The following is a 24,889-nucleotide window of genomic DNA, read 5'->3' as shown; positions in this document are numbered from 1 at the left end:
CGGTGAAATTTCTCCACTTCTCCGACCGCTCTGCACTGCTTTAACGTGGCGTGAAGTGGGCCCGGTAACGGTCAGGCGATCGCGCGGCGCATCAGGTCTGCCGTCTCCTTGTTGAATGCGACCAGTGTGACCGTCTCGACCTCGGTCTTCGCCGCGCGAATCGCTGAAACGGCCTGTCGGACGGCATCTTCCTTCGGCCAGCCGTAGACCCCTGCCGAGATCAACGGAAAGGCGACGGTACGGGCGCCGATCGAGTCGGCCACGGCGAGGCTGCGGGTGTACGCCGACCGAAGCAGACCGGAACGGTCCTCGGAGCGCGAATACCTCGGGCCGACGGTGTGAATCACGGCCTTGGCGTGCAGCTTTCCGGCGGTGGTGGCTACGGCCGCACCCACCGGCAGGCCGTCGGGAAGGCTGGTGTTGCGCAATACCTCGCAAGCCTTCAGGATCTCCGGTCCCCCGGCACGGTGGATCGCGCCGTCGACACCGCCGCCGCCGAGGAGCCTGGAGTTGGCCGCATTGACGATGGCGTCGACGGTCAGCGTCGTGATGTCACCTTCGACGACTGTAATAGCGGGCATGGATCCTCCTGTGTATCCGACGGCTGTGTGTCCGACGGACGCGTTTCCGACTGCCGTGTTCCAGAGTTCACGCTTCGGGCGAGCCCACGGCATAGCCGAGCGTACGTCGTAGGGATCATGTCCGATCAACATCGAGTATCGCGCTGCAACCGACGGCGTGCGACTGTGCGCCTGAACGCAATGGAGGAGTACGCGCTTTCCCTCGGCCCGCAACGCCTGGACGGTGCGCGCTGCGTCGTCGAGAACGAACTCGAGGTTGGCGTTGGAATCGTGACCGTCGTCGACCAACCAGAACTCGACGTGATCAGGGGCGACCTGTCGTGTTCCCATGCGGCACAGGCTGACCACGGCGTCGTAGTCTGCAGTGGACACCGCATCGACGCCGCCGAGCATGACGCCGTCGTCGTGCGGGTGCGTCGTCAGGTGGTGGGTTCCGCGAAACCTCGAGTAGTCGAGTTCTGCCGTCGACGGCCATCCGTTCTTGTCGTCGGTACCGCCGCGAGCAGTCTTTATTGCCAGGCGAATCAGATCGGAGGAACGGTATCCCGGCCAGCCATGCATGATTCGGCGCCAACGGGCGGGAACCGCCGACGCTCCCCAGCGGGCGCCGAGGAGGCCACCCGCGATGGCCGCCGTCGTGTCGGTGTCCCCGCCGGCTCTTACTGCTGCTTCCAATGCGTACTGGAGGTGGCGAGCATCGCCATTGTCCGTGGAAGTGATTGCCCACCAAGCAGTCTGAAGTGCATGCACCACCCAACCGTTCTTGGAGAAGTCCTGCGGGTTCCCGGTTTCGGCCTGATCGAGCAGCGGGCCCCAGTATTCGGCGACGTCCTGATCGGCAACGGAGAGGAAGCCGCGAACACCGTCGAAGTTGCCGGAGACAACGGCATGGCGGATGGCATGGGTCCACAACTCGCACGCCTGTCCGGCACGCGGGTCGTCGTGCGTGAGTGAACTGATCCGGTGCGCTGCCGACCTGGCACCTTCTGCATCGTCCAAGTAGGAGAGGGCGACGGGAGCAGTCCGCATGAGCGAGCCGTTGCCGGCTTTGCGGCCGCTGATCGCCCGCACACGATCCGCCATCGCCGCTGCGCTTTCGGAGCGGACGGACAACACTGCTCGCGTCTGGTTGCCGATGTCCGCGGGCGTCGAGTCGTACCACCGGATGAACTGTGCTGCAATGGCATCGAGACCGTCAGCGCTTCCGATGTCGATTCCGGTAGCGGCCACCTCGGCGATCGCAACTGCCATCGAGGCGTCGTCGGTCCATTCTCCCGGCGCCCAGTCGAACGGGCCGCCACCGATCATGTCGATCGTGACCTCGGCCTTCGGGTAGGTGAATTCGTAGCCGGCGCCGAGCGCGTCTCCTGCTGCGGTGCCGAGCAGAACGCCGGCCGCTCGATCGGACTGCTGTGCGGTGAGTTTCATGGCCACCTCTTCGGTTCGCGATGATCGTTTGATCAACTTTGCGCTAACCATAGATCATGTTTGAGATAACATGCAAGGGTGAATAAATGGACAGGCACGAGCGGTAAGGGATTGACGGACTATCCGCGTCCGTCTGTGGCAGTGGACGTCGCGGTGCTGACGTACAGCGGTGGATCTCTGAAAGTTCTGGTGGTTCGGCACCGTCTCGGTGCGCTGGCGCTACCGGGAACATTTCTGCACGAACGCGAATTGCTCACGGCCGCAGCCGATCGTGCCCTGTCGGTCAAGGCAGAGTTGGCCCAGACGAGCTTCCACCAGTTGGCGATCTTCGACCGACCGGACCGCGACGACCGTGGATGGGTTTTGTCGGTCGCACACACGGCTTGCCTACCGGAATCGGCACTGCCCGATTCGGCGCTTCTCGTCGATGTGTACGACGACGAGGCAGTGAGCGGACTCGCATTCGATCACGCCGACATGGTGCGACTCGCGGTCACGGACCTACGCACGAGGTATGCGTCGTACGTGGATCCGGACGGATTGTCGGGCGGGACGTTCACCGTCGCCGAACTTCGGGGACTCTACGAGGTGATCTTCGATCGTCCGTTCCAGAAGGACAGCTTCCGCCGGCAGGTGTTCGACGCGCTCGAAAGTACCGGCGAGATGAGCAGACCAGGTAACGGCCGACCCGCCGAGACGTACCGGAGGCGGGGTGACGGCGCACTGACTGCGCAGGCAATGGCATTTTTGACCGGATGAAGTGAAACGAATTCTTGCAGTTCTGCTGACCTGACGCGCTGAGCTGGGTAATGTCCGATTGATGGGTGCAGTTTCGAATGAAGCCGAGTCCAAGATTCCGACTGTCGTGTGGGGTACCGGCAACGTCGGGCGTGCATCGATTCGCGCTGTGACAGCCAATCCGGCCCTCGAACTTGTCGGCGTCATCGTTGCGAACCCCGAGAAGGTCGGGCGAGACGCCGGTGACCTCGCCGATCTGGGAGTGCACCTGGGCGTCGCGGCTACCGACGACGCCGATGCCGTGCTCGCAGCGTCTCCCGGCGCGGTGGTCTACGCGGCGTCCGGCGACATTCGGCCCGACGACGCGGTTGCCGACATCACGCGGGCACTGGCCGCCGGAGCTGTGGTGGTCACGCCGTCGGTATATGCGCTGTACGACCCGAAATCTGCGCCTCCCGAACTTCGTGATCCCGTCGAAGCTGCTGCCAAGGCGGGCGGCGGCGCTCTGTTCGTCTCCGGTATCGACCCAGGCTGGGGCAACGACATCCTGCCGATTCTCGTCAGCGGGCTCGCGGGGACAATCGACCAGATCCGGTGTCAGGAAATCTTCGACTACACGACCTACGAACAGCCGGATTCTGTCCGCTACCTGATCGGGATGGGTCAGCCGATGGACTACGAACCTCCCATGGTCGCGCCGACCGTACCCACCATGGTCTGGGGCGGGCAGATTCGGCTCATCGCGCGGGCACTCGGGGTGGAACTCGACGAGATCCGCGAGACCTTGCTGCGCCGCCCGCTCGAGGAAACCGTGTCGACCGAACATATGGGGGAGTTCGCGGCCGGCACCCAAGGCGCACTGCGATTCGAGGTTCAGGGAATCGTCGGCGGGGAACCCCTGATCGTGATCGAACACGTCACGCGTATTCATCCGTCTTGTGCCCGCGACTGGCCGCTCCCGCCCGACGGCGGCGACGGCGCGCACAAGGTGATCGTCGAAGGACGACCACGAATCGAGATCAACGTCGAAGCCACCGATGAAGGTGGAAATCGCGCGGCCGGTGGAAATGCCACGGCCGTAGGACGTCTCGTCAACGCAATTCCCTGGCTACGTCAGGCTGAACCCGGTCTCTACGACGCGCTGGACGTTCCGCTCACACCCGGCGTCGGCAAGCTCGGTGCCCGAAACTCGGAGGTACTCACATGAATATCGACATACCCGAAGGCAAGAATCCGATCGGCTACGTGTGGGGAGAGATGGTCCCCGGCATCGGACCCGCGGCCGCCGGGTTCTCCCAAAAGGTCTACACGGACGGCACTCTCGGACTCCGCGAGTTCGAGGCGGCCAGGCTTCGGATCGCTCAGATCAACGGGTGCATCTTCTGTCAGGACTGGCGCACCGAGCGTGACGGCGAGACTGTGGAGTCGACGTTCGATCAGTCTGTCACCGACTGGCGCACCACCGATGCCTTCGACGACAGGACGCGCCTCGCTGCCGAATACGCCGAGAGATACGCCCTCGACCACCACGGGCTCGACGACGAGTTCTGGGAACGCATGACAGCTCACTACTCCCAGCGAGAAATCGTCGAGTTGAGCATGTGCCTCGGATCGTGGTTGGCCTTCGGCAGGCTCAACCACGTCCTCGGCCTCGATACTCAATGTGTGTTGCCCGGCAACTGAACTAGTTGCCCAGCGTCGTCAGATCCGGGTAGTTCGAGACCTCCCAGCCGCCGTCGACGACCAGACTGGTTCCGGTGATGTACGAGGCGTCGTCGCTGGCGAGATAGAGGCAGGGGCCCGCGATCTCGTCGGGAGTTGCCGCTCGGGACATGGGGATTCGGCTGAGAAACATGTCGCGGGCGGGTTCGTAGTTCATGACCGGCGCGACCAGTGGCGTGTCGACCAGGCCGGGCAGAACTGCGTTGACCCGGATTCCCGACGCAGCCAGTTCGATCGCGGCATTCTTGCTGAACATCTCGACTCCGGCTTTGCCTGTCGCGTATGCACTCCCGTAGGGGCTCGGCACGTGCGCGTTCAATGAGGACACGTTGACTATCGCACCACCGCGACCGCGCTCTCGGATATGCCGCGCTTCATGTTTGGTGCAGAGGAAGACGCCCTTCTGAACCAGGTCGATCGTGAAATCCCAGTCGGCCTCCTCGAGGTCGACGATCTGCCCCACCCTCGACGCACCGGCAACGTTGAAAGCCAGATCGATACCGCCGAATTCCGCCGCCGCCGCGGCAAGGGCCTCGGCAACATCGGATTCCTTGGTGACGTCAGTGGGAACGGCGAGGAAAGCCCCGCCCTGCTGGGAGGCTATCTCTTTCAAACCCTCTGCAGCGATGTCGATTCCAGCTACCTGTGCGCCTTCGTCGATAAGCCTTAGTGCGATGGCTGCACCGATACCTGATGCTGCTCCAGTGACGACTGCTGTTTTCCCGGCAAATCTGGACGTGTTAATGGGCACCTGCTTTCAAGAACTTTCCGGTTCGGCGGTTGCCGAGAACGGGTGCTGCTTCTCCGTCGCCGAAGACGTACTCGCCGCCGACGAACACTGCGGTGACGGTCTGGTCGTTGCGATTGACCATGCGGGAGAGGTTGTCGTACTCCACAACCGGGCTTTCCGCATAAGTGTCGAGCGAATCGTCGAGATGAGCGGGATCGATCACAACCAGGTCGGCGCGATCACCTAATCGAAGGTGCCCGGCATCGACGTCGTACCACTCGGCGAGTTCACCGGTGAGACGATGCACCGCTGCCTCGACGGTCATGAACGGACGGCCGACCTTTTGGGCATCGTAGACACGTCGTAGTAGGCGTAAGCCGAAGTTGTAGAACGCCATGTTGCGCAAATGCGCTCCGGCGTCGGAGAACCCGAGTTGGACACCATTGTCCTGGGCGAACTTGTCCAGAACCTCCGGCCGGTGGTTCGAGATGGTTGTGCGCCAACGCACTTTCGTGCCGTGTTCGAGGACCAGATCCAGGAATGCATCGACAGGGTGGAGGCCGCCACGTTCGACGCCGACCTGCCCGAAGCTCTTGCCGACCAGGGATTCGTCGGGGCAGGACACGATCTCGGCGTCGAAGAAATCGCGATGCCAAACTTTGACACCGAACTTCTGGTCGTAGTCCTTGCGGAATTGTCGACGGTAATCCTCGCTCTGCATGAGGACGTTGCGTTCCATCTCGTCGGTCAGATGCAGTGCTGCAGCGCCGGATCCGAACTCCTCGAAGACAACCAGGTCGATGCCGTCGGCATATACCTCGAAGGGAACTGGCAGGTGCTGCCAGCGCAGGTCGCCGCCGAGTCGATTGACCAAGTGTGCCAGTGGGCCGAGTATCACCACGGCCAACTTGTTGGACTTGATGTCGGCCGCCGAAAGCATGCTCGTCTTGAGTCGCTTACGCCAGATACCCGCGCTGGAGAACGCCATCGCTCCGGTACTCATCGGGTTGGAGAGGTCAGGTCCGGCCTGAAATACCCGTCCCCGACGGCGCAGGATCGCATTGAGTCGGCGTCGTTCTTTCGTGGTTGCATACGTCGACGGCAGCGTGCGTGAGCGGCAGGTCTCGCCGTCGAGTTTGTCGAACAACAATTGCTGACTGGACATCCCGACGAATCCTGCGTCGAGAGCTTCGGTCAACTGTGCTTCCATCGACGCGAGTTCGGCGTCTGTGGGATGGACGTCCTTCCTGGTAGCACGATCCAGTCCCATCTCGGCGGCCCGCATATCGGAGTGTCCGATGAAGGCTGCAATGTTGGGACCTAGCGGAAGCGCCTCTAGTGCAGCAACATACTCGCTCGCAGAGTTCCAGGTCTTGGCACGGTTGAGTGCGTCGACGACGTGCTTACGCGGAATTGCCTCTACTCTGCCGAAGAGATCACCCGCGTCGGAGGGGCTGGCGTGAATGGTGGACAGGGAACACGATCCGACAAAGATCGACGTGACCCCGTGTCTGAGAGATTCGCTCAGCGCCGGGCCTTCGAGGATCTCGACGTCGTAGTGAGTGTGGATGTCCACGATGCCCGGGATCACCCACTTGCGCCTCGCGTCGATTACACGGGGACAGTCGGTTTCGTCGAGTGGATCGAGGGAGATGGCAGTAACCAACCCATCGCGGATACCCAGATTGCGGACAGCTGGTTTGGCCCCGGTGCCGTCGAACCACAGACCGTTGTTGATCACGGCGTCGTAGGTCATGAGAGAACCACCTTTGCACGTATCGTTTTTCCGGTTGCGTTGCGGGGCAGAGGAGTTGTGCTCAGTTTCCACTTCACCGGCACCTTGAAGTAAGCCAGTCGTTCGGCGACATAGTCGCGTAGTTCTTCTTCGCCGGCGGCTCCCTCACTCCGCAAAACGACGACGGCTGCAACTTCTTGGCCGAGGTCTGCCGAATCAATGCCGATCACAGCGCATTCGAGTACGGCGGGATGCTCGTCGATGGTCTGCTCGATTTCGAGAGGATAGACGTTCTCGCCGCCGCGCAGGATCAGGTCGGATCGGCGACCCGTCAGGCGGAGCCGGCCGTCCTCGAACACTCCGAAGTCGCCGGTTCGGAGCCATCGATCAGGACCGATAGCGGCTGCAGTCGCGGTCTCGTCGTTCCAGTACCCCAACATCACATAGGCGCTGCGCGCACAGATCTCACCTTCCTCGCCGTCGGGGACTGCAACACCGAAGGGGTCGCGCACCTCCACGCTCACCCCGATGATCGGCCGGCCGAGAGTTCCGGGGAACGCGGCAAGTTCCGGTGGTGTGGCAACTGAAATGCCGGTGGAGGATTCGGTGAGCCCGTAGCTGTCGACCAAGGTGTGCTGCGCAAAAGGCAGGCGTGCGCGCAGTCGGTCCTGCAAGGCCGGAGATGACGGCGCAGACGCGAGCGCAAAGGCGCTCAGTGAGGTCAGGTCGTACTTCTCGAGACTGCCGTACTCGAGGAGACGGGTTGCCATGGTGGGGACCACCGCCCAGTTTGTGACCTTCTCGCGTTCGACGAGGGAAAGGACTTCGTCGACGTCGAAGGCGCCCTGATGGATGACCACCGCTCCGCCCGTCGCGAGTCGTGGGATCGCCAGGTTATGCAGGCTTGCAATGTGAAACAGCGGCGCGGTCAGCAGATACCGCAAGTCACTCGGTCGGCCGTCGCTGGGTTTGCCGGTGAACGCCGCAGCGAGGCGATCGCTGTAGCGGTGGTAGTCGATGACGGCCAACACGTTTCGGTGACTGTGAACAGCCCCCTTGGGGCGGCCGCTGGTTCCGCTCGTGTACAGGATGACGGCCGGATCGTCCTCGTTGACGGAAGTACGGGGCAGTGTCGATCCCGAATACTTCTCCATCAAGGTAGGTAGATCTTCTTCCATCGTGAGTACGGGAACATCGGTGTTCAGTTCGGAAAGAATCTGCGCGCGTTTGGCGTCGGCGATCACCACTGTGGGGGTGGTGTGATCGATGCCGTACGCCACCTCGCGGGCCACCCACCACGAGTTGAATCCGACGGCGATGGCACCGAGGGACTGAGCCGCCCAGAAGGTCATCACCCATTCCGGCGTATTGGCAGCAAGTATGCCGACCCGATCACCCTTGCGGACGCCATACCGCTCGCGCAGCGCCGTCGCCAATGCTGCTACGGCCTCGCCGTGCTCGAGGTAGCTGAAGCGTCGGTCCTTGGTCACCAGATAGTCGCGTGATCCGTAGTCGAAGGATGCAGCGAGCACGTCGCCGAGTGCCTTGTCGCGGTTCTTCATGACGGGCATCGAACTGCCCAGTACATCCTCGACTTGCATCTCGAAAGGACCACCGGGGCCGGTCAGCCCGGCCATGACGGACGCGATGAATGCTTGTGTATCAGCGGAAGTAGTCACGTGAAGTGCCTTTCGAAGATTAGGGTACGAGCACTGCGCGTCCGGTGACCTTGCCGTGTTCGAGACGGTCGAGTGCGTCGCGGGCATCAGCGAGGTCGAAGCGGGCTACTTCTACCGTTACCAGACCGGCCTGTGCCAGGGCGATGGAATCGACGAGGTCGTTTCTGGTGCCGCCGTACGACTTCCGGATCGATGCGCCCCACGGCCAGCCTGGTCCGCCGGCAGCTTCGGCAGTGATTCCGGGGTTTCCGCCTCCGAGACCTACCATGCGATACGCGCCGTTCGGCGCAACCGCTTGAACAGACATCTGTGCAGTTGCGTCGATACCGACGAAGTCGAAGATGACTTCTGCGCCTCTGGCCGACGTGAGGTCGAGGATGTGCTGTGCGGTGTCCGGTCCCGATTCGAGCGTGATGTCGGCGCCGCAACGTTTGGCGAGATCGAGTTGATCCTGTCCGACATCGACGGCGATGATGCGCACGGCACTGATTGCGCGAAGTATCTGTACTGCAACGTGACCGAGTCCGCCGACGCCGATCACGACGGCGGTGGCACCGGGCTGGAGATGTTCGCGGGCACCGCGAATGGCGTGGTAGCTCGTCAGTGCCGCATCGGCGAGAGGTGCGGCCTGCAGGAAGTCGAGGTCTCCGATGGGTACGAATGAGCGAGCCGGGATCTTGACGTACTCGGCCATCCCGCCTTCGGGACCAAGCCCGGGGCAGGGCGGCATCGCGGTGCGTCCAGCGGCGAGGCACGTATTCTCGTTGCTGCTCATGCATTCTCGGCACTGTCCACATGACCAACAGAGGTAGACGACGCCACGCTCTCCGACGGAACGGCCGTCGACGCCACTCCCGACGGCTTCGATCGTTCCGGCAATTTCGTGGCCGATCGTCAGCGGTTCTTCGCGCATCTTGTACGGAAAGTGCAGGAGATGGAGATCGGAGTGGCAGATTCCCGCTGCGCCCACCCGAATCAGTAGTTCCGACGGACCGATCTCCGGGACCGGCACGTCGTTGATTTCCAGGAGCCCGGGCCCCATGAGCTGGGCTGCCTTCATGAACTGACCTCGCTGACCTCGGAGTTGTATGCGGCGCTCAGGTAGGCGTTGCTGCGGTCGGATCCGATCAGACCCGGTGCCATCTTGTTCATGACGTAGGCGAAGGTCATCCGTCGGTCCAGATCGTTGACCAGCATCGAGCCGCCGATACCTGCCCACCAGCAGGCGCGTCCGTCGGGAATCAGTGGCGCGGTAACCGGATGTGGCAGTCCGTAGCCGATGCCGAACTTGAGTGGTGTCATGATCCCGAGATCGATACCGTCGGCTTGGATCTCGAAAATCAGGTCGATGGTGCTCTGCGAGAGCAGCTTCCGGCCGTCGAGCACACCACCGTTCGAGATCAGGGATTGGACCCGAGCGATAGAACGTGCGTTGCCGTGGCCGTTGACTGCGCCGATCTCGGCTTCCCGCCAGGGTGCGGTGTTGACCTCGGGGTAGTCGAGCAGTGGGCAGGTCAGGGTCTTGATGAAGATGCTGTCCTGGTCGAGCGTGGACAGGTCGAACTCCAACGCGGGCGGCGGAACCATGGTGGCGATTCGACCGAAATGCTCTGCGGACGTGCCGATATGGAAGTCGGCTCCCAGTGGACCGGAAAGCTCTTCGGCAAAGAACCTGCCGAGAGTTCGCCCGTCGATGCGACGAATGACCTCACCGACGAGATGGCCGTAGTTGATCGCGTGATAGCCCGACGCCGTACCCGGGGTCCACCAAGGCTTCTGGGTAGCGAGGCGAGCGGTGGACGCCTCGAGGTCGTAGATGTCCGTCAGTTCGATCGGGCGCTCCCAACCGGAGACGCCAGACGTATGCGACAGGAGGTGGCGAACTTCGATGTCTTCCTTACCGTTTGCCGCAAATTCGGGCCAGTAGTGAGCAACTTTCTGGTACACGTCCAATTGGCCGCGTTCGACCAGCAGGAGCGCACACAGGGCCGTCATGGTCTTGGTGATGGAGAACGTGTTGACGATGGTGTCGCTGCCCCATGGAGTGGTACGGGATTCGTCGGCGTACCCGCCCCAGAGATCGACCACGGATTCTCCGTCGACGGTGATGGCAACGGAGCCGCCGAGTTCTTCACCGGATTCGAGTTGAGCCTCGAAGGCGGTGCGGACGGCGTCGAACTCGTTGTCGCAGTGACCGTTCACCAGACTCATGCGCGATCCGCCTTCTCGAGTTCGTGTGCTGCTGCACGCGCTGCAACAGGTAGCTTGTTTCCGGAGGCCGCAGCACGCTTGGTGCCCTTGGCGATTTCCTTGTTCATGTTGCGGACGTAGGGATCGAACTCGAGCTGGATGGTGTGCCGCGGCGACTTGTAATAGGGGGCGAGGAAGTACGCCTCGTCGGCCTTGGTGATCTCCTGCATCTCGTTCGCAGACGGCAGTTGGTATTTACCGGTGAGGTAGGCCGCGACGAGCTTGCTCTGCTGCTCGGCGAAGTTGACGAGCGTCGGCATGGGCTGCGCGAGTCCCATGAAGAAGAGGTTGTCGATTCCGGGCTTCATCATTCGTTTGAACAGTGGGAATCGGTTGTCCCTGTCCGGCAGCAGATTCGGATCACTGAAGAAGGGGAAGCTGATGTTGTAGCCGGTGGCGCAGATGACCACGTCGACGTCCTCGGCGGTGCCGTCGGCGAAATGAACCTGCTTTCCGTCGAGTTTGGTGATCGCCGGCTTGAAGGTGATGTCGCCTGACCCGGCGCGTCCGAGGAACTCGCCACTGGCTGACGGATGTGCCTCGAAGGGGCGGTGATCTGGCTTGGGTAGTCCGTAGCCCTCCATGGTTCCCAGGTTCTTGCCGAGGAATCGACGACTCAGGAACAGGCGCAGCCCCCGAGGCATCCAGGGCGGGGTGATCAGTTTGTCTCCCGGCACGCCGCCCAGGTATTTCGGCAACACCCACACGCCGCGGCGCGCCGAGACGATGAGCTTGTCGGCGAGGTATCTCTGCCCCAGTTCGGAAGCAATGTCCAAGCCGGAGTTCCCCATTCCGACCACGACTACTTTCTTGCCGCGCATGTCGATCGGATCGAACGGGTCGTTGTAGCTGTGGCTGTGCATGAGGACGCCGTCGAACTCGCCGGGGTAGTCCGGGATGTTGGGATCCCAGTGGTGACCATTGCAGACCATCAGGACGTCGTAGGTACGGACTTCGCCGTCCGAGCGCGTGATGGTCCACAGTCCGTTTGCATCACGCTCTGCGGCAACAACACTGGTGTTGAAGATGATCGACTCACGCAGTCCGAAGTGCTCGACGTAGTCCTTGAAGTACTGGAAGAGTTCGGAGTGGTGCGGGAAGTCGGGAAGGTCGGCAGAGACCGGGAAGTCCTCGAATGCCAAGCGCCACTTCGACGTGTCGATGTGCAGGCTCTGGTAGCAGGCCGACATCCCGTTGGGATTCTTGTAGTACCAGTTTCCGCCGACCTCGTCGGACGCTTCGTAGCAGTCGAAGGGTATTCCGAATTCCTTCATTCGCTTGGCCGTCGTGATTCCGGTGGGCCCGGCGCCGATGATGCACACGCTCGGCAAGGGGGAGGGGCTCATTCGCCATCGCTTTCTGTTCTGTCTCGGGCGTGCGCGAAGAAGAATCGAAGCCCGAGAAGTGACTTGAGTCATAGTGCGCCATTCGCTGACGATGTGTCAATGAATGACGCAATGTTTTTTGATGACGGTGAGTCGGTGATTTGCCAGGAAGTCGAAATGCGAGCAAGGTGGGCGACGTGAGCACGACTACCGATGGCCCGAAGAACAGGCGGGGAACCCTTCGCGACGAGCAGAAACGAGCGACGCGGGCCAAACTCGTGGACGCCGCACGCACTCTGTTCGAGGAACGGGGATACGCGGCCGTGACGGTCGATGACATCGCCTCGGTCGTCGGATGCAGTAGAGCCACGTTCTACGTGCATTTCGCCAGCAAAGTGGAGATGCTCAAGACGATCGGCGCGGCCGGGATGGCGGCGAGTGCGTTCGCTTTCTACATCGATCTCGATCGGGTCCTCGACACGAACTCTCGCGGGGAATTCACGGCTTGGTTGGAGCGTGCCTTCGACTGGTTCGACGAGAACAAACGCCTGCTGCCGGCCTGGGACGAGGCCGTGGCACTCGAACCGGAGTTCCGCGAGACAGCGAGAGACGGTATGACCGAACTACCGAATGCCATGCCCAAGTATCTGGGTCGGTGGCCGGTGGAACAGCATGACGAGGCGAGGTTGCGCGTCGAATTGCTTGTGAGCCAGCTGGAGCGATTTTTCACACGCTGGGCCGTGCAGGGGACGATCGACGTGACTCGGATGCAGGCGGCCGAAGTTCTGACCGACATCTGGTTCCCGGCTCTGTCTCCGGAATCGAAGGGCGTCGGCGAGCGGTAGAGGCTAGCTCGGATCGATCTCCACGCCGATCGCACCGGTGAGCAGTTCTCGGGCTCGTTCGATGGGGATCGAGCCGCTCAGCCAGCGTTCACTCAGACCCTCGACCAGGGCGGTGAGTCGCTCGGCGGCGTCGGCCGGGCTTGCCTTCGGATCAGCGAGCCCGGCATCCTGCGCTTGGCGGATCAAAGATTCGACGTCGTCGGCCCACTCTTGCGTCGTGGTGCGTAGCGGTTCGCGCAGCTCGTCGGCGAAGACTGCGCTTGCTCGGAGTTCACCCCAGGCGATGCTGTTCTCTCGAATCTTCGGGGCATTCTGAAACTCCAGCAGGAGCATCTGCTCGAGCTGCGCACGAGGGTCTGTCTCCGTGAAGGCGCTTTCGGTGTACAGCGCGGCGCGATCGTTGATGTGATCGAGGGCCCGGCGCAGCACACCTGCGCGGTTTTGGAAGTGGTAGTAGATGAGTGCCGTCGACACTCCGGCCTCGGCAGCGAGCGTCTCCACCCTCAGCCCGCGTACGCCGTGTTGGGCAATGACGCGGACTGCTGCTTCCAAGATTTGCGTTTGGCGGTTCGACACGAGTCCGAATTCTACGAGGGTGGTCGGGACAGGTTTCTAGTCCGCGGGTTCCTGCTGGGTGGTGCAGTGAATGCCGCCACCACCCGCGGCGATGGCGTCGATGTTGATCTGCACGACACGGCGGTCGGGGAAGAGGCGCTCCAATTCGCTTCTGGCGGCCTGGTCGGCCTCGGGGTCACCGAACTCGGGTGCGATGACCGCCCCATTGCATACGTAGAAGTTGATATATCCGGCTGCGAAATCGTCCGATTCGAAGTCGGGCCTGATCGCGACCGGCGCCTCGAGGACCACCACTTCCAGCTTCCGTCCCTGTGCGTCGGTCGCGTTCTGGAGAATCTCGAGGTGACGTGCGGTCACGTCGTGGTCGAACGACTCCGGGTCTGTGTCGAGGCCTGCGACCACGACACCTGGGCGTGCGAAACGGGCGTAGAAGTCCGTGTGGCCGTCCGTGATGTCCTTGCCGGCGATTCCCGGTAGCCAGATGATCTTGTCGAGACCGAGCAGGGGGCCGAGTTCGGCTTCGACGTCCGACTTCGACCATCCCGGGTTGCGGTTGTTGTTGAGTACACAGCTTTCGGTGATGATGGCTGTGCCTTCGCCGTCGACCTCGATGCCGCCGCCTTCGAGGATCAGGTCGGTAGGCAATGATTCGACTCCCGCACGGGCGGCAACGAAGGCTGCGACCTGGCCGTCCTGATCAAAATCCTGCTTCTCGCCCCAACCGTTGAAGTTGAAATCGATACCCGCTTTGGTCCCGTTGCCTTTCACGAATACGGGGCCGGTGTCGCGCATCCAGAGATCGTCGAGAGGCGCGGCGATCAGTTCGACCGATGGGCCGACGAGGGAGCGAGCCAAGTCCAGTTGCTCGGAACGAACAAGCATCGAGACGGGCTCGAACTGCGCGATGGTCTGCGCGATCGTCGCGAGGTTGCGCTGGACCTCGGGCAGGAGGGCTGCTCCCCAGATCGCTTCGCTGGTACCGAACGCCATCCAGGTGCGCTTATGTGGATCACCCTCTTCCGGCATCACCCACTCGCGAAGATCGTCGTCTCCATTGCTCCCGCCCGAGGCTGAGTCGGAATCGCCGCAACCTGCCAAAAAGAGGCCACTGAGCGCAGCGGCGGCTGCCTGAATGAACCGACGTCTTTGCATTGCGGTGACTCCTTGTGCTGTGTGCGTGCGCGCCCGGTCCGCGTCCTGCTTGCATGGAGCGTAAACCTTGACTGAAAATTTAGTCAAGGAAGTAGTGCCAGTTCGAGACCGTTTCGGCGGGCGACACGACGGATCGAAGGACTCATCCGTCGGAAGGTCACGAGTCGATGAGTCCTTCGACCGTTCCCCGCCATCCGCGGCGCTGGTAGTCCCGGGGCGACATGCCGTGGGCACCGATGAAGACCTTGGTGAATCCGGACGCGTGCGCGTAGCCGAGTCGACGGGCGGTCTCTCCGGCCGAGAAGCCCTCCTGGAGATAAGCGCGGGCGAGGGTCATCCGCAACTGACCGCGCCAGCGCGGGAAGCTCTGGCCGGTGGCCGCTACGAAGCGTTTGTGGAGCAGGCCCTCGTCGACGCCGAGTCGAGCGCTCCACTCCGGCAGCGTGCGCGAATCGGTGGGGTCCGCGCGGAGTGCGGTAAGGATCGTTTCGACAGGATCGGTTCGGCCGCCGGGTGTCCGCGTCGCCGCGCTGTTTCGGATCAGCCTCGAGATCCTCGCTGGGTCATGGATTTCGGGGCGCAGAAGGGTGTAATTCGCAACGACCGTGTGCAACAGATACGCCTCCGCTTCGCGCGCGAAGTGCAGCACTCGTGGCGGCGGTGCAGTGACGGGAGAGTCGCCAGGCTGGGATCCGAGCGGAAGTAGAAGCGAACCCTCCGCGATCTCGACGCTGTTGCGTACTCCCGCGGGAAGCCACATCGCGTCGCCCCGCCTCAGATTCCAGGTTCGGTCGCCGAAAGTGACCCGGGCGGAGCCTCGGTAGATCCAGACGACGACGTGAAAGTTGTTGACCCTGGCCCACGTTCCGCTTGCAGGAATCGTCGGCGGTATCGGCGCCGAGCCTGAGTGGGCGCCTTCCTCGGACAAGAGTGCGACGCTCTGTGCCAAGGTCTCGTTCTCATGGATCGGCGCTGAGCCTTGGTTTGCACGTGTGTAGTCACTGGGTGTCACACCGGTGTGTTCACGGAAGGCACGGGTGAATCCCGCGGGCGTCGCGAATCCGACCTGCCCACCCGTCCATCCGATTTCGCGGCCGGAGTTCAGGTATGCGATTGCTGCCGCGATCCGGGCCGAGGTGCGCCAACGCGCGAAAGGCAACCCCGTCTCCTCCGTGAATCGGCGCTGCAGGGTGCGGACGCCGATCTTGAGTTGCCGGGCGAACTGGGAAAGCTCCGTGTCGTCGGCTGGCGTCCGTAGAAGCGTGCGAGCGATCTCGAGGGTCTCGGCCGAGCGTGGCAAATTCGGTGGGGCGTACGACACCGAAGCGTCGGCGTCGTTGGAATGGGCCCCCGCGACAAGCTCGAGTAGTCCGGCCCCCACAGTCGCCCCACCGCGCAGAAATCCCAAGTTGTGCGCGAACTGGTGGACGAGCCAGTCCTGCCAGGCTGCCGGGATCTCGAAATCGATGATCCGGTTCAACGTGGGCGGCAGGTCGGCAGCGGGCATCGGAATGGGAAACGCGACCGCTCCCGGGTCGACTCGGATGCTGTAGGCGATTCCCGCGGGCACCCAGGTTGCCGCCCCAGCGGTCACGCTGCGGGTGCGGTCGCCAATCTGTAGTTCCGCGTGTCCGGTGTGTACCCAGAAGAGCAGTGGCTCACGTGCATTCGCGATCAAGGAGAGTCGGGACGCGGGGATCTCGGGGACTTCGCCCGCGGAGAACACCAACCGTGGTCCCACGTATGCCCTCCCGATTCAGATGCTTTCTCACGCAGCCACCGATGAGTGTAAGAAGTCGGCACGCACGGATAACCGTAACCGATTAGGGGAGGCTAGCTTTATTCAATGGCCCTTCCGCCGTGATCGAGCGTGGGTCGACCCCCCCGTCTGTGCGCTTCCGAGGAGTCTTTCCGTGCCCCGAAACACCCGTCCGACAACGGCGTACTCAGTCACCTTGCGTGAACTCGAGGTACGTCGGGTGACAGACGTGACGCCGGGCATGCGGAGAGTGACGCTCACCGGAGCGCAGCTCGACACCTTCACAAACGCCGACGGCTTTGCCGAGCCCGCCTTCGTCAGCACCGGCTTCGACGACGACCTCCGATTGTTGTTCGCCTATCCTGGCGAAACCGATCCGGTCTTGCCGGTGATAGTCGACGGCACTGTGACTTTCGCAGCGGGACGCCGTCCACTTGCCCGCGCGTACACCGTGCGCCGTTACGATCCGCGAACAAGGGAACTTGACGTCGATTTCGTCGTTCACGGCGGTGGAGTTGCTACCACCTGGGCGCGCGACGCCGGCCCTGGCGACCGAATGCACATCGCGGGTCCCTCTGTATCGCAGGGACTCCCGGAAGATTGCGAGTATCTGCTCGTCGTCGGTGACGAGACGGCGCTACCTGCGATCGCACGTCTGCTCGAGGAATTGCCTGCCGATGCCAGGGGGCATGTGTTCGTCGAAATTGCGGACTCGGCTCACATTCAATCGGTGCGCGAGTTGCCCGGGGTGAGTGTCACGTGGTTGCCACGCGAGGGGGCGGAGCCCGGCACTACTTCTTTGTTGCTCGACGCGGTCAGTGCTGTCGAATGGCCTGACGGACGCGTATTCGCTTGGCTTGCAGGCGAACAGGCGACGATTCGCTCGCTTCGGCGTCATTTGATTCGTGATCGAGGAATTGCGAAGACCGACATCGATTTCACCGGCTACTGGAAACGCAGCGACACAGTGCGCACAGATTCCTGACCCGGCTCCATCGCTCGGTAAGACCGAAGCGCTCGATAACACCGAAAGGCAGAAATGACAGTCCTGCGCACCAGACGATCACGGATCATCGGACTGATCGGGGCCGCGCTCGCCGCAGCGCTCCTTGTGTCCGGGTGCTCGGCCTCGGCCGAAAACTCGAAAACGGCGTCCACTCCCGGTTCGGAGGGGAACGCCCTTCCCGCTGCGGAAGGAACGACTACTTACCCGCTGACCCTGGAATCGCCATATGGTACAAGTATTCTCGAGAAGCGCCCGGAGCGGGTTGCCGCAATCGTCCCCAATGCCGTCGACACGGAAATGCTCCTCGCGCTCGGCGTCAAACCCGTTCTCTCCTCGTCGATGGTCAAGGAGTCGGCTTCCCAGTCGTACTTGCTGCCTTACGGCGCAGAGGATCTCGACACCTTCGAGTTCGCGATGGGCGGCACACTTCCCGTCGAAGCGATCGCCGCGAGCGAACCTGACCTCATCGTCGCCGTCGGCTGGGCCGACGGCCTGGGTGGTTTGTCGATGGGCGATTACTACGAACGTTTGTCCTCCATCGCACCGGTGGTGACGAGCCCCGACACGAAGTCGCGGATGCTCGTGCCGTGGAAGGAATCGATCCGCGTACTCGGCGAGACACTCGACCTCTCGAAGGCAGCCGAAAAGATCGTGGCGGACCATGATCGGTATTTTGCGAAGGTGCGTCAGGAGAACCCTGAACTCACTGGCCTGACCGCAACCTGGGCGATCTTCTACGGAACCGGCAATGGGCTGCAGTACCTTTCAGCGCCCGATTCGGCTCCGGCAACTTTCTTGGGCGAGCTCGGTTTTGCCGAGAACCCGCGTGCACAGGAGTTCGTCACCCAAAGCACTGTCGGCGAGGAACTTCTCGAGAACATCGATGCGGACTTCCTGCTGATCGGCCGCAGTGCCGCCGGCAGCGAGGAGGATTTCGACAAGCTGACCGGCGGGAAGCTCTTCCAAGCGCTGGGAGCGGTGTCCTCCGGTCGTTGGGTCGCTCTGCCTCCTCGCACCGCCGACGGTGGCGACGTTCTGTGGGCAATCACGAGCGGTGGCCCGATCGGAACGATCTGGGCGGCTGAACATATCGTGCCGCTCATCAGCGCGAAGCTGTAGGCGTACAACTGGAGAACGGAAAGCCCTCACCCGTCGCCACACGATTGTGTGGCGACGGGTCGTTCGTACAGCAGGTGTCCCGGGTTTGAGGGTTGCCTATGGGACGAAGAAGGTTGCGAAACCCGGGGTGACAGGTCCGGCGGCAGGCAATATGGCGACGGCAACTTGCCCGGCTCCAGTCTGCAGGGTTGCCTCTCCCGGGGTTCCTTGGTTGTCGCCAGAAAGCCGACCGGTGCCGGAGGCTCCTGTCGAGAGGTTCATCCAGCGCACTTCCGTCGAAAGCATGCAACCCCACCGCTCGTCTTTGGCGCCGGTGATCGTCACCGTGCCAGGTTGTTCGCCGACTACCGCCACACAGTGGACAGGGGGTGCGTCGAAGCTGCCGTTTGGGTTCCCGAACGGCGCCGGGTTGATTTGGAACGGAACGGTGACCGCAGCGGAGGCAACGGTTGCGGGCGCGAGAACCGATACGGCCACTATGGATACGCAGGCAGATAGTCGGCGTACGAGATTCGTCACGGTAACCTCCGGTAATCGAAGACGGTGTGGTGCCCATGCTCTACCCGGAGCGCAATTACCGCAAGGGGATCCAGTTTTCGAGCCAGCGGCGGTTCATGAATCGCTGAGTGCGTGAGCGTTTGTAGAATCGTTGTCCTGCAACGCGTATCGGTATACGAAGCCTGTATTGGGCGGTGAATAGCCCAATCGTGCTGGGCTCCACCGAAAGTACTAACTTTCCAGCCATCGGCCAGCCGGCTTGCGGTGTAGCTCGACAAAGCTGGTGTTGTTCGCAAGGCGGGCTGAACGATTTCTCAGGGAAGGCAATGGATATGGATGATGCGCTCGTTCCGCTCGAAGATGCACTCCCGCAGCTGTTCTCGCATCTTTCGCGGTTTCACGCTGGCGTGAGGGGTCTGCGGCGTGGGCAGCCAAGCCGCGTTTGGGGGTCGAGCCTCTAACTGTCGAATGATTGCGACAGCAGTGGATTTCGTTGGATAGAAGTGCGGAGACCAATCCTGTGTCGGTAGCTGCGGGTCTCGAAATCACGTTTCATCTACCAAACAAATGCTTGATCGCTAGAGTGTGTGCGACATCGAAAGCCCGACAAAGCTCGATTTCGAAGGAGTTCGTATGGTTGCACCTCAGGCTTATGTCGTCGATGCGCTCCGCACTCCGGTGGGTAAACGGCACGGCTCGCTCGCAGGAGAGCACCCAGCGGACATGGGGGCCCACGTGATCACATCGATTCTCGACCGCACTCGACTGGACCCGATGGCCGTCGACGATGTGATCTTCGGTTGTGTCGACGCTATCGGGCCGCAATCGGGCAACATTGCCCGCACCGCCTGGCTTTCAGCAGGCCTACCCTTGGACATCCCAGGAACGACAGTCGACAGACAATGCGGATCTTCACAGCAAGCCGTCCACTTCGCAGCGCAAGCGGTCATGAGCGGGACCCAAGATGTGGTGCTTGTCGGCGGTGTGCAGAACATGTCCTCGATTCCTATCTCGGCGGCAATGCGTGCCGGCAACGAGTACGGATTCGACACGCCCTTCAGTAAGTCCCGGGGGTGGGCAGCACGATTCGGTGAGGCCGAAATCTCACAGTTCGTCGGCGCCGACCTGATTGCCAAGAAATGGGGTATCAGCCGTGAAGACATGGAGGAGTGGGCACTGCAATCGCATCAGCGTGCCCGTGCTGCCATCACAGACGGCCGATTCGAGCGTGAGACAGTGTCATTGGGCCAATGCGTCGTTGACGAATGCCCACGAGAGACATCCATGGAGCAGATGGCTGCACTGCCCGCATTGAGGGATGGCTCGTTGCTGACGGCTGCTGTGGCTTCGCAGATCTGTGACGGCGCATCAGCGGCCCTGATTGTCTCCGAGAAGGCGCTCGAGGTTCATGGATTGAAGCCACGTGCGCGCATTCATCATATGAGCGTGCGCGGCGACGATCCGATGCTGCAGCTCTCGGCGCCGATACCCGCGACGAAGTATGCACTGGCGAAATCCGGCATGGCGATCGGCCAGATGGATACCGTAGAAATGAACGAGGCATTCGCTTCGGTAGTTCTGAGCTGGTTGATCGAGACGGGTGCAGATCCCTCCCGGGTCAATCCCAACGGTGGTGGAATCGCATTGGGCCACCCCCTTGGGGCCACTGGCACCAAGTTGTTCGCCACGATGTTGCACGAGTTGGACCGCATTGATGGACGGTACGGTCTCCAAACCATGTGTGAGGGTGGTGGGACCGCGAACGTCACCATCATCGAGCGGCTGAGCTGAGCTCGCGAAATTGGGCGGCATGGAAAACCTTCTGTTGTAGCGCTTTGTCGGGTGCAACGCGCCCAACAGGGGTGCCGTGGCGCGGTGTGCGACGATCCGAGTGTGGGAGAACAGGCGGATCGTCTTGCTCGTGGTGAGTGGTATCTCGATGATGACGAGCTGCGGGAACGGCGGCTTGAGTGTTGGCGTCGACTCGACTCGTTCAATGGGGCTGCGGCGGACGACGACGCTGTCCGCTCACGGGCTCTCGCCAGCCTTTTTGGTGAGGTAGGTGACGGAGCTTTGGTGGTGCCGCGGTTCCAATGCAGCTACGGACACAACATTCGGCTCGGAGCCAACGCATTCGTCAACGCGAACGGGTTCTTCATGGATGATGCGCTGATCACAATCGGCGCGGACGTGAGGATCGGGCCTGGAGCCCAGCTGATGACAGCGTTGCACCCTGTCGATGATCATCGACGGCGCCGCGAGGGATGGGAGCGGGCTGCTCCGATCGTCATCGGTGAGAACACGTGGCTCGGCGCCTCAGTCACTGTCGGTGCAGGAGTTTCGATCGGTCACAACGCCGTGATCGGCGCGGGAAGTGTGGTCTTGCATGACATTCCTGATCACGTCGTTGCTGCTGGATCGCCGGCAAGGGTTATCCGTCGGACACCTGCCGAAGTTGAGGGACTGCAACGCGAGCACTAGGGCATGCGATGTCAGAGGGTGATCGTGCGGGTGGGCTCCCAGATGGCGGGGTCGCGGTGGGTGACGACGAAGACGGTGGCCGCCAATTCCCGCACGGCGCCGGCGATACGGCGCTCGGTGGCCTCGTCGAGGGCCGAGGTGGCTTCGTCGAGAACCAGGACGGGAGCGTCTTTGAGGAAGGCGCGAGCGATCGCCACCCGCTGACGTTCGCCACCGGAGAGAGCGGCACCCTGGTGTCCGATGTCCTGATGAATGCCGAGCGTCGAGCGGTCGAGAACGGCGCCGAGGGCAGCGCGCCTGGCGGCGTCCTCGATCTCGGTTTCGGTAGCGCCCGGTCTTCCAAGTCCGATGTTCTCCCCGAGGGTGCCCGAGAACACGAGTGGGTCCTGCGGCACGTAGCCGATGTGTGCCGCCAGGTCGTCGTAGGGCAAGTCGCGCAGTGAAACTCCGCCCAGAGTGACGCTGCCTTGGTCCGGATCGTCGAAGCGCATGAGCAGCCCGAGAAGTGTGCTCTTCCCCGTACCCGAGCGTCCTGCGACGAGAACTCGCTCACCCGCGGGGATCTCCGCGGTGATGCCACGCAGAACCGGAGCGTGATCTACCCCGGCGACCTCGATGTCCGTTCCAACAGGGCGCGCGGCGTCCCAGGGTGCGGGCTCGGCCAGTGCGGGAGCCGAAGTCGCTGTGCGGTAGTCGCGAACCGTTGCGCGCAGCTCGTTGACTCCGATTCCGGCCAGGGCGAGTTCGTCGAGCGGCGCAGCGGCGCGGGCGGTGAGGATGACAAGCGCGAGAGCGGCTGCGGGATCGTCGAATCCGGTGGCGGCGAGGAAAATCACTGCACCTGCCAGCGGCACAATGGTGGCGATCGCCGAGATGAATGTCGCTGGTGCCGCGGCGAGATTTGTCCGTGCAAGCGCGGCTTCCTGATTCCGCCAGCTTCGCTCGATTCGTTCGACGGAACGTGTGGGACCGGCTGCTGTGCGCAGTAATTCGAGGTGGTCGGTGAGCTCGAGTGTCGACTGAGTTGCTGCGAGCTCGGCTTCGTGTCGGCGCTCGTCCGCTCGGCTGAGCGCACGTTGGGCCAGCGTCTGAGCGACGAGCGACACGGCGAGCAGTCCACCGACGAGCAGCATGACGCCTGGCCCCGCGACGACCGCGATCCCAGGAAGCAGGAGCAGCGGGATCAGCGGTGCAACCAGGAAGGTCTGAAGTTGGTGCGCGGGAACACTCATCAGCGACGGGATTCCGCGCCCGGCGACGGTGGCGAGCAGTGCCCGGTTGTCGTCGGTGAACCAGGACAGTTTCGCACGGGCGAAGGCGTCGCCGAGAGCGTCGTAGAGATCGCCCACGAGTCGAGCCCCGGTGAAGTAACCGCCCCGCGAGACCAGGACGGTCACGAAGAGAGCGATGGTGGCCGTGGCCAGGACGAGAACCGGCGACCGGTGATCAGCGATCGAGAGCGCGAGGGTGGTGTACGCGATCGCCTCGAGGACAGCAACGGACACCCAACCGAGTCCGATGGTGATCAAGCGTCGTCGGGCTACATTGGCGCTGTTCATTATTCGGCTCCAGTCAGGGCTGCACTGTGCGAGGCAGCGTCGTTCACGTTTCGACCGCCGAGGTCGAGTCGATCGTCGGCATCGTCTGCAAGAGCGGGGTCGTGGGTGACGATCACAATCGTCTTTCCTTCGTCATGTGCGAGGTGTCGCAATTCCTTCAGCAGTTCGGCGGCCGTGCGATCGTCGAGTGCACTGGTCGGCTCGTCGAGCAGCAGTACTGCTGCGGGCGAGAGGAACACCCGAGCAAGCCCGACGCGCTGACGTTCTCCTCCGGAGAGTGAAGTGGCGTGGGCGTCGAGGCTGACGTCGATCTGTGCCCGGCGTAGTGCGGCGGTGTATTCCGCGTCCGTTGCATCGGGGGCGGCCAGCGCGATGTTCTCGCGCACCGTGGCAGGTAACACGTCTGCGCCCTGGGGTGTGAGCAGAACGGACTGTGGCCGCAGGTTCTCGTCGATCGCGGTGATGCTACGACCTGCGTAGCGGACGGTACCCAGTTCCGGGATCTCGAAGCCGGCCAATGCTTTCAGGAGCGTCGTCTTGCCTGCTCCACTCGGTCCCGTGATCGCAGTGATCGTGGCTGGGCGGAATGCATGCGTGACGTCGTCGACGACTCTGCGGTCCGCGATCGTGACAGTCAGGTTGACGATCTCCAGTCGATCGGAGGGACTCGAGGCCGGAACGGTTGGCGCTTCACCGGCAGGGAGGGTGGGTTCGTCCAGGGCAGCGGCGAGCCGGCCCGCAGCAGAGCGTCCAGCAGCGACGTAGTCGAGGCCGTGCCCGAGCCGCAGGGCCGGTGTCACGATTGCGAGGCTGAAGAGAATGGTGGCGGCCAACGTCGTTGCATCCCAGTGGAATCCGACGGCATAGGCGATCGCGAACGTCGCCGTCGCCTGCATGAGGGCAACGGCGACGGCCGCAGGGGTAGCCACGAGTCGAACGCGCTCCTGCATTCCCCGGGTGAACCGTGCTGTCGATTCTGCATAGTCGGCGGCAGCGCCGGTCTGCGCGCCGTAGATCCGGCAGACGCGGATGCCGCGGGCATAGTCGTCCACGGCAGTCACGATGTCGCCCATGACATCTGCACTTTCGGCGCTGTGCCGAGCGGCCATTCGGGGGATCACGACCAGGTAGAACAGAGCTGCCACGATGCCGGGAGCCAGAGCGAGAAGCGCCACGGGGCCGGCTGAGGCAACCAACGCCGCGATCGTGACCGCGGGGACCACGATGAGTGTGGCGAACTCGGCCGGTAGGTGCGCAGTCATATGGTGCAGCGCCGAGATGTCGTCCGAAACGAGCCTCCGCAGTGCGTCTCCGCTGTAGCGGGACAGCGTGCTTGCCGGTAGGCGAACGAGGTGGGCTGCGAGCTGGCGTCGAAGCCTGGCCTCGAAGAGTGACTCGGCGTGATGCGAGAGCCACGACGACGTGGCAGCGAGCGTTACCCCGGTGAGCCACAGCCCACATGCCCACCCGGCCCAGCTCATCGACGGTTCACCGATGAGTTGCACGACGCACCAGAGCGCCCCGAGCATCGCGACCCCCGACGCTGCGGCCGCGACGACCCCGGCAGCCAATGCAGGCAGCGCCGGGCGCAAGGCCGGGACCAGCGACGGTTCGACGAGAGGGCGGGGCATGGATAACTCCTTGAATCAGCGCCAGGGTGCAGGCACGACAAATGACCGAGACCTAAGGTTAGGGGTCGATGGCTC

Annotated in this window: 21 protein-coding genes; 8 read left to right on the top strand and 13 right to left on the bottom strand. The window is 62.8% G+C overall.

The window, feature by feature from the left end:
- Positions 1–71 precede the first annotated feature (71 nt).
- Entirely contained in the window at positions 72–2,009 is a 1,938-nt protein-coding gene (locus ACBG85_RS27250) for an O-acetyl-ADP-ribose deacetylase (RefSeq protein WP_372025535.1), read from the bottom strand.
- A gap of 78 nt (positions 2,010–2,087) precedes the next feature.
- On the opposite strand from ACBG85_RS27250, the gene ACBG85_RS27245 reads away from it, so the two are divergent.
- From ACBG85_RS27245 to ACBG85_RS27235, 3 genes are all read left to right on the top strand, one after another.
- Entirely contained in the window at positions 2,088–2,768 is a 681-nt protein-coding gene (locus tag ACBG85_RS27245) for an NUDIX hydrolase (protein ID WP_058038404.1), read from the top strand.
- Positions 2,769–2,829: 61 nt separating this feature from the next.
- On the top strand, positions 2,830–3,954 hold the full coding sequence (locus tag ACBG85_RS27240) for a dihydrodipicolinate reductase (RefSeq protein ID WP_030536189.1): 1,125 nt from the start codon (positions 2,830–2,832) through the stop codon (positions 3,952–3,954).
- Positions 3,951–4,430 (top strand): carboxymuconolactone decarboxylase family protein, encoded by a 480-nt coding sequence (locus ACBG85_RS27235; RefSeq protein WP_003943220.1) that lies wholly within the window; start codon positions 3,951–3,953, stop codon positions 4,428–4,430. Before ACBG85_RS27240 ends, ACBG85_RS27235 begins: the two co-directional genes overlap by 4 nt.
- Before the next feature lies 1 nt (position 4,431).
- On the opposite strand, the gene ACBG85_RS27230 is transcribed toward ACBG85_RS27235, so the two are convergent.
- From ACBG85_RS27230 to ACBG85_RS27205, 6 genes are read right to left on the bottom strand one after another with little or no spacing between them, the layout of a single operon-like run.
- Entirely contained in the window at positions 4,432–5,220 is a 789-nt protein-coding gene (locus ACBG85_RS27230; RefSeq protein WP_054781717.1) for an SDR family NAD(P)-dependent oxidoreductase, read from the bottom strand.
- Complete coding sequence (locus tag ACBG85_RS27225) at positions 5,210–6,955, bottom strand: amidohydrolase family protein (protein WP_215516170.1); 1,746 nt, start codon at positions 6,953–6,955, stop codon at positions 5,210–5,212. The genes ACBG85_RS27230 and ACBG85_RS27225 overlap by 11 nt, the downstream gene beginning before the upstream one ends.
- A complete protein-coding gene (locus ACBG85_RS27220) occupies positions 6,952–8,613 on the bottom strand; it encodes a class I adenylate-forming enzyme family protein (RefSeq protein WP_007730286.1) in 1,662 nt (553 codons plus the stop codon). Before ACBG85_RS27220 ends, ACBG85_RS27225 begins: the two co-directional genes overlap by 4 nt.
- A 19-nt stretch (positions 8,614–8,632) precedes the next feature.
- Entirely contained in the window at positions 8,633–9,673 is a 1,041-nt protein-coding gene (locus ACBG85_RS27215; RefSeq protein ID WP_372025531.1) for an NAD(P)-dependent alcohol dehydrogenase, read from the bottom strand.
- Positions 9,670–10,824: a serine hydrolase domain-containing protein gene (locus tag ACBG85_RS27210; RefSeq protein WP_372025530.1), complete on the bottom strand. Its 1,155-nt coding sequence runs from the start codon at positions 10,822–10,824 to the stop codon at positions 9,670–9,672. The genes ACBG85_RS27215 and ACBG85_RS27210 overlap by 4 nt, the downstream gene beginning before the upstream one ends.
- Positions 10,821–12,209, bottom strand: coding sequence for a flavin-containing monooxygenase (locus tag ACBG85_RS27205; RefSeq protein WP_372025528.1), 1,389 nt, complete (start codon positions 12,207–12,209; stop codon positions 10,821–10,823). The genes ACBG85_RS27210 and ACBG85_RS27205 overlap by 4 nt, the downstream gene beginning before the upstream one ends.
- Before the next feature lie 167 nt (positions 12,210–12,376).
- Here ACBG85_RS27205 and ACBG85_RS27200 point away from each other — a divergent pair, with 167 nt between their 5' ends.
- The gene (locus ACBG85_RS27200) at positions 12,377–13,033 is read left to right on the top strand and encodes a TetR/AcrR family transcriptional regulator (RefSeq protein WP_372025526.1); all 657 of its coding nucleotides are present in this window, start codon (positions 12,377–12,379) and stop codon (positions 13,031–13,033) included.
- Positions 13,034–13,036: 3 nt separating this feature from the next.
- Here ACBG85_RS27200 and ACBG85_RS27195 read toward each other — a convergent pair whose 3' ends face one another.
- The 3 genes from ACBG85_RS27195 to ACBG85_RS27185 all read right to left on the bottom strand — a co-directional run bounded on the left by ACBG85_RS27195 (position 13,037) and on the right by ACBG85_RS27185 (position 16,502).
- Positions 13,037–13,609, bottom strand: coding sequence for a TetR/AcrR family transcriptional regulator (locus ACBG85_RS27195; protein ID WP_050654996.1), 573 nt, complete (start codon positions 13,607–13,609; stop codon positions 13,037–13,039).
- 36 nt (positions 13,610–13,645) lie between these two features.
- Entirely contained in the window at positions 13,646–14,761 is a 1,116-nt protein-coding gene (locus tag ACBG85_RS27190) for an agmatine/peptidylarginine deiminase (protein WP_372025524.1), read from the bottom strand.
- A gap of 157 nt (positions 14,762–14,918) precedes the next feature.
- Positions 14,919–16,502, bottom strand: coding sequence for a helix-turn-helix domain-containing protein (locus ACBG85_RS27185; RefSeq protein WP_372025523.1), 1,584 nt, complete (start codon positions 16,500–16,502; stop codon positions 14,919–14,921).
- 172 nt (positions 16,503–16,674) lie between these two features.
- On the opposite strand from ACBG85_RS27185, the gene ACBG85_RS27180 reads away from it, so the two are divergent.
- Both ACBG85_RS27180 and ACBG85_RS27175 read left to right on the top strand, forming a co-directional pair.
- Positions 16,675–17,505 (top strand): siderophore-interacting protein, encoded by an 831-nt coding sequence (locus tag ACBG85_RS27180; protein ID WP_007730297.1) that lies wholly within the window; start codon positions 16,675–16,677, stop codon positions 17,503–17,505.
- A 54-nt stretch (positions 17,506–17,559) separates the two neighbouring features.
- The gene (locus ACBG85_RS27175; protein ID WP_372025521.1) at positions 17,560–18,645 is read left to right on the top strand and encodes an ABC transporter substrate-binding protein; all 1,086 of its coding nucleotides are present in this window, start codon (positions 17,560–17,562) and stop codon (positions 18,643–18,645) included.
- Between the two features lie 96 nt (positions 18,646–18,741).
- On the opposite strand, the gene ACBG85_RS27170 is transcribed toward ACBG85_RS27175, so the two are convergent.
- Entirely contained in the window at positions 18,742–19,122 is a 381-nt protein-coding gene (locus ACBG85_RS27170) for a hypothetical protein (RefSeq protein WP_372027922.1), read from the bottom strand.
- Between the two features lie 654 nt (positions 19,123–19,776).
- Here ACBG85_RS27170 and ACBG85_RS27165 point away from each other — a divergent pair.
- A complete protein-coding gene (locus ACBG85_RS27165) occupies positions 19,777–20,934 on the top strand; it encodes an acetyl-CoA C-acetyltransferase (RefSeq protein WP_030536178.1) in 1,158 nt (385 codons plus the stop codon).
- Between the two features lie 102 nt (positions 20,935–21,036).
- Positions 21,037–21,624, top strand: a complete 588-nt coding sequence (locus ACBG85_RS27160; protein WP_042451691.1) for a sugar O-acetyltransferase — start codon at positions 21,037–21,039, stop codon at positions 21,622–21,624.
- 11 nt (positions 21,625–21,635) lie between these two features.
- Here the strand turns inward: ACBG85_RS27160 and ACBG85_RS27155 are convergent, their stop codons facing one another.
- Together ACBG85_RS27155 and ACBG85_RS27150 are read right to left on the bottom strand one after the other, a co-directional pair.
- Positions 21,636–23,183 (bottom strand): ABC transporter ATP-binding protein, encoded by a 1,548-nt coding sequence (locus tag ACBG85_RS27155; RefSeq protein WP_063315491.1) that lies wholly within the window; start codon positions 23,181–23,183, stop codon positions 21,636–21,638.
- Entirely contained in the window at positions 23,183–24,814 is a 1,632-nt protein-coding gene (locus ACBG85_RS27150) for an ATP-binding cassette domain-containing protein (protein WP_372025518.1), read from the bottom strand. The genes ACBG85_RS27155 and ACBG85_RS27150 overlap by 1 nt, the downstream gene beginning before the upstream one ends.
- Positions 24,815–24,889 lie beyond the last annotated feature (75 nt).

It is taken from the genome of Rhodococcus sp. NyZ502, from assembly GCF_041464245.1.
Lineage (GTDB): Bacteria > Actinomycetota > Actinomycetes > Mycobacteriales > Mycobacteriaceae > Rhodococcus_F > Rhodococcus_F qingshengii.
The sequence above is the reverse complement of the archived record's forward strand: the minus strand, read 5'-3'. Positions and strand labels throughout refer to the sequence as shown.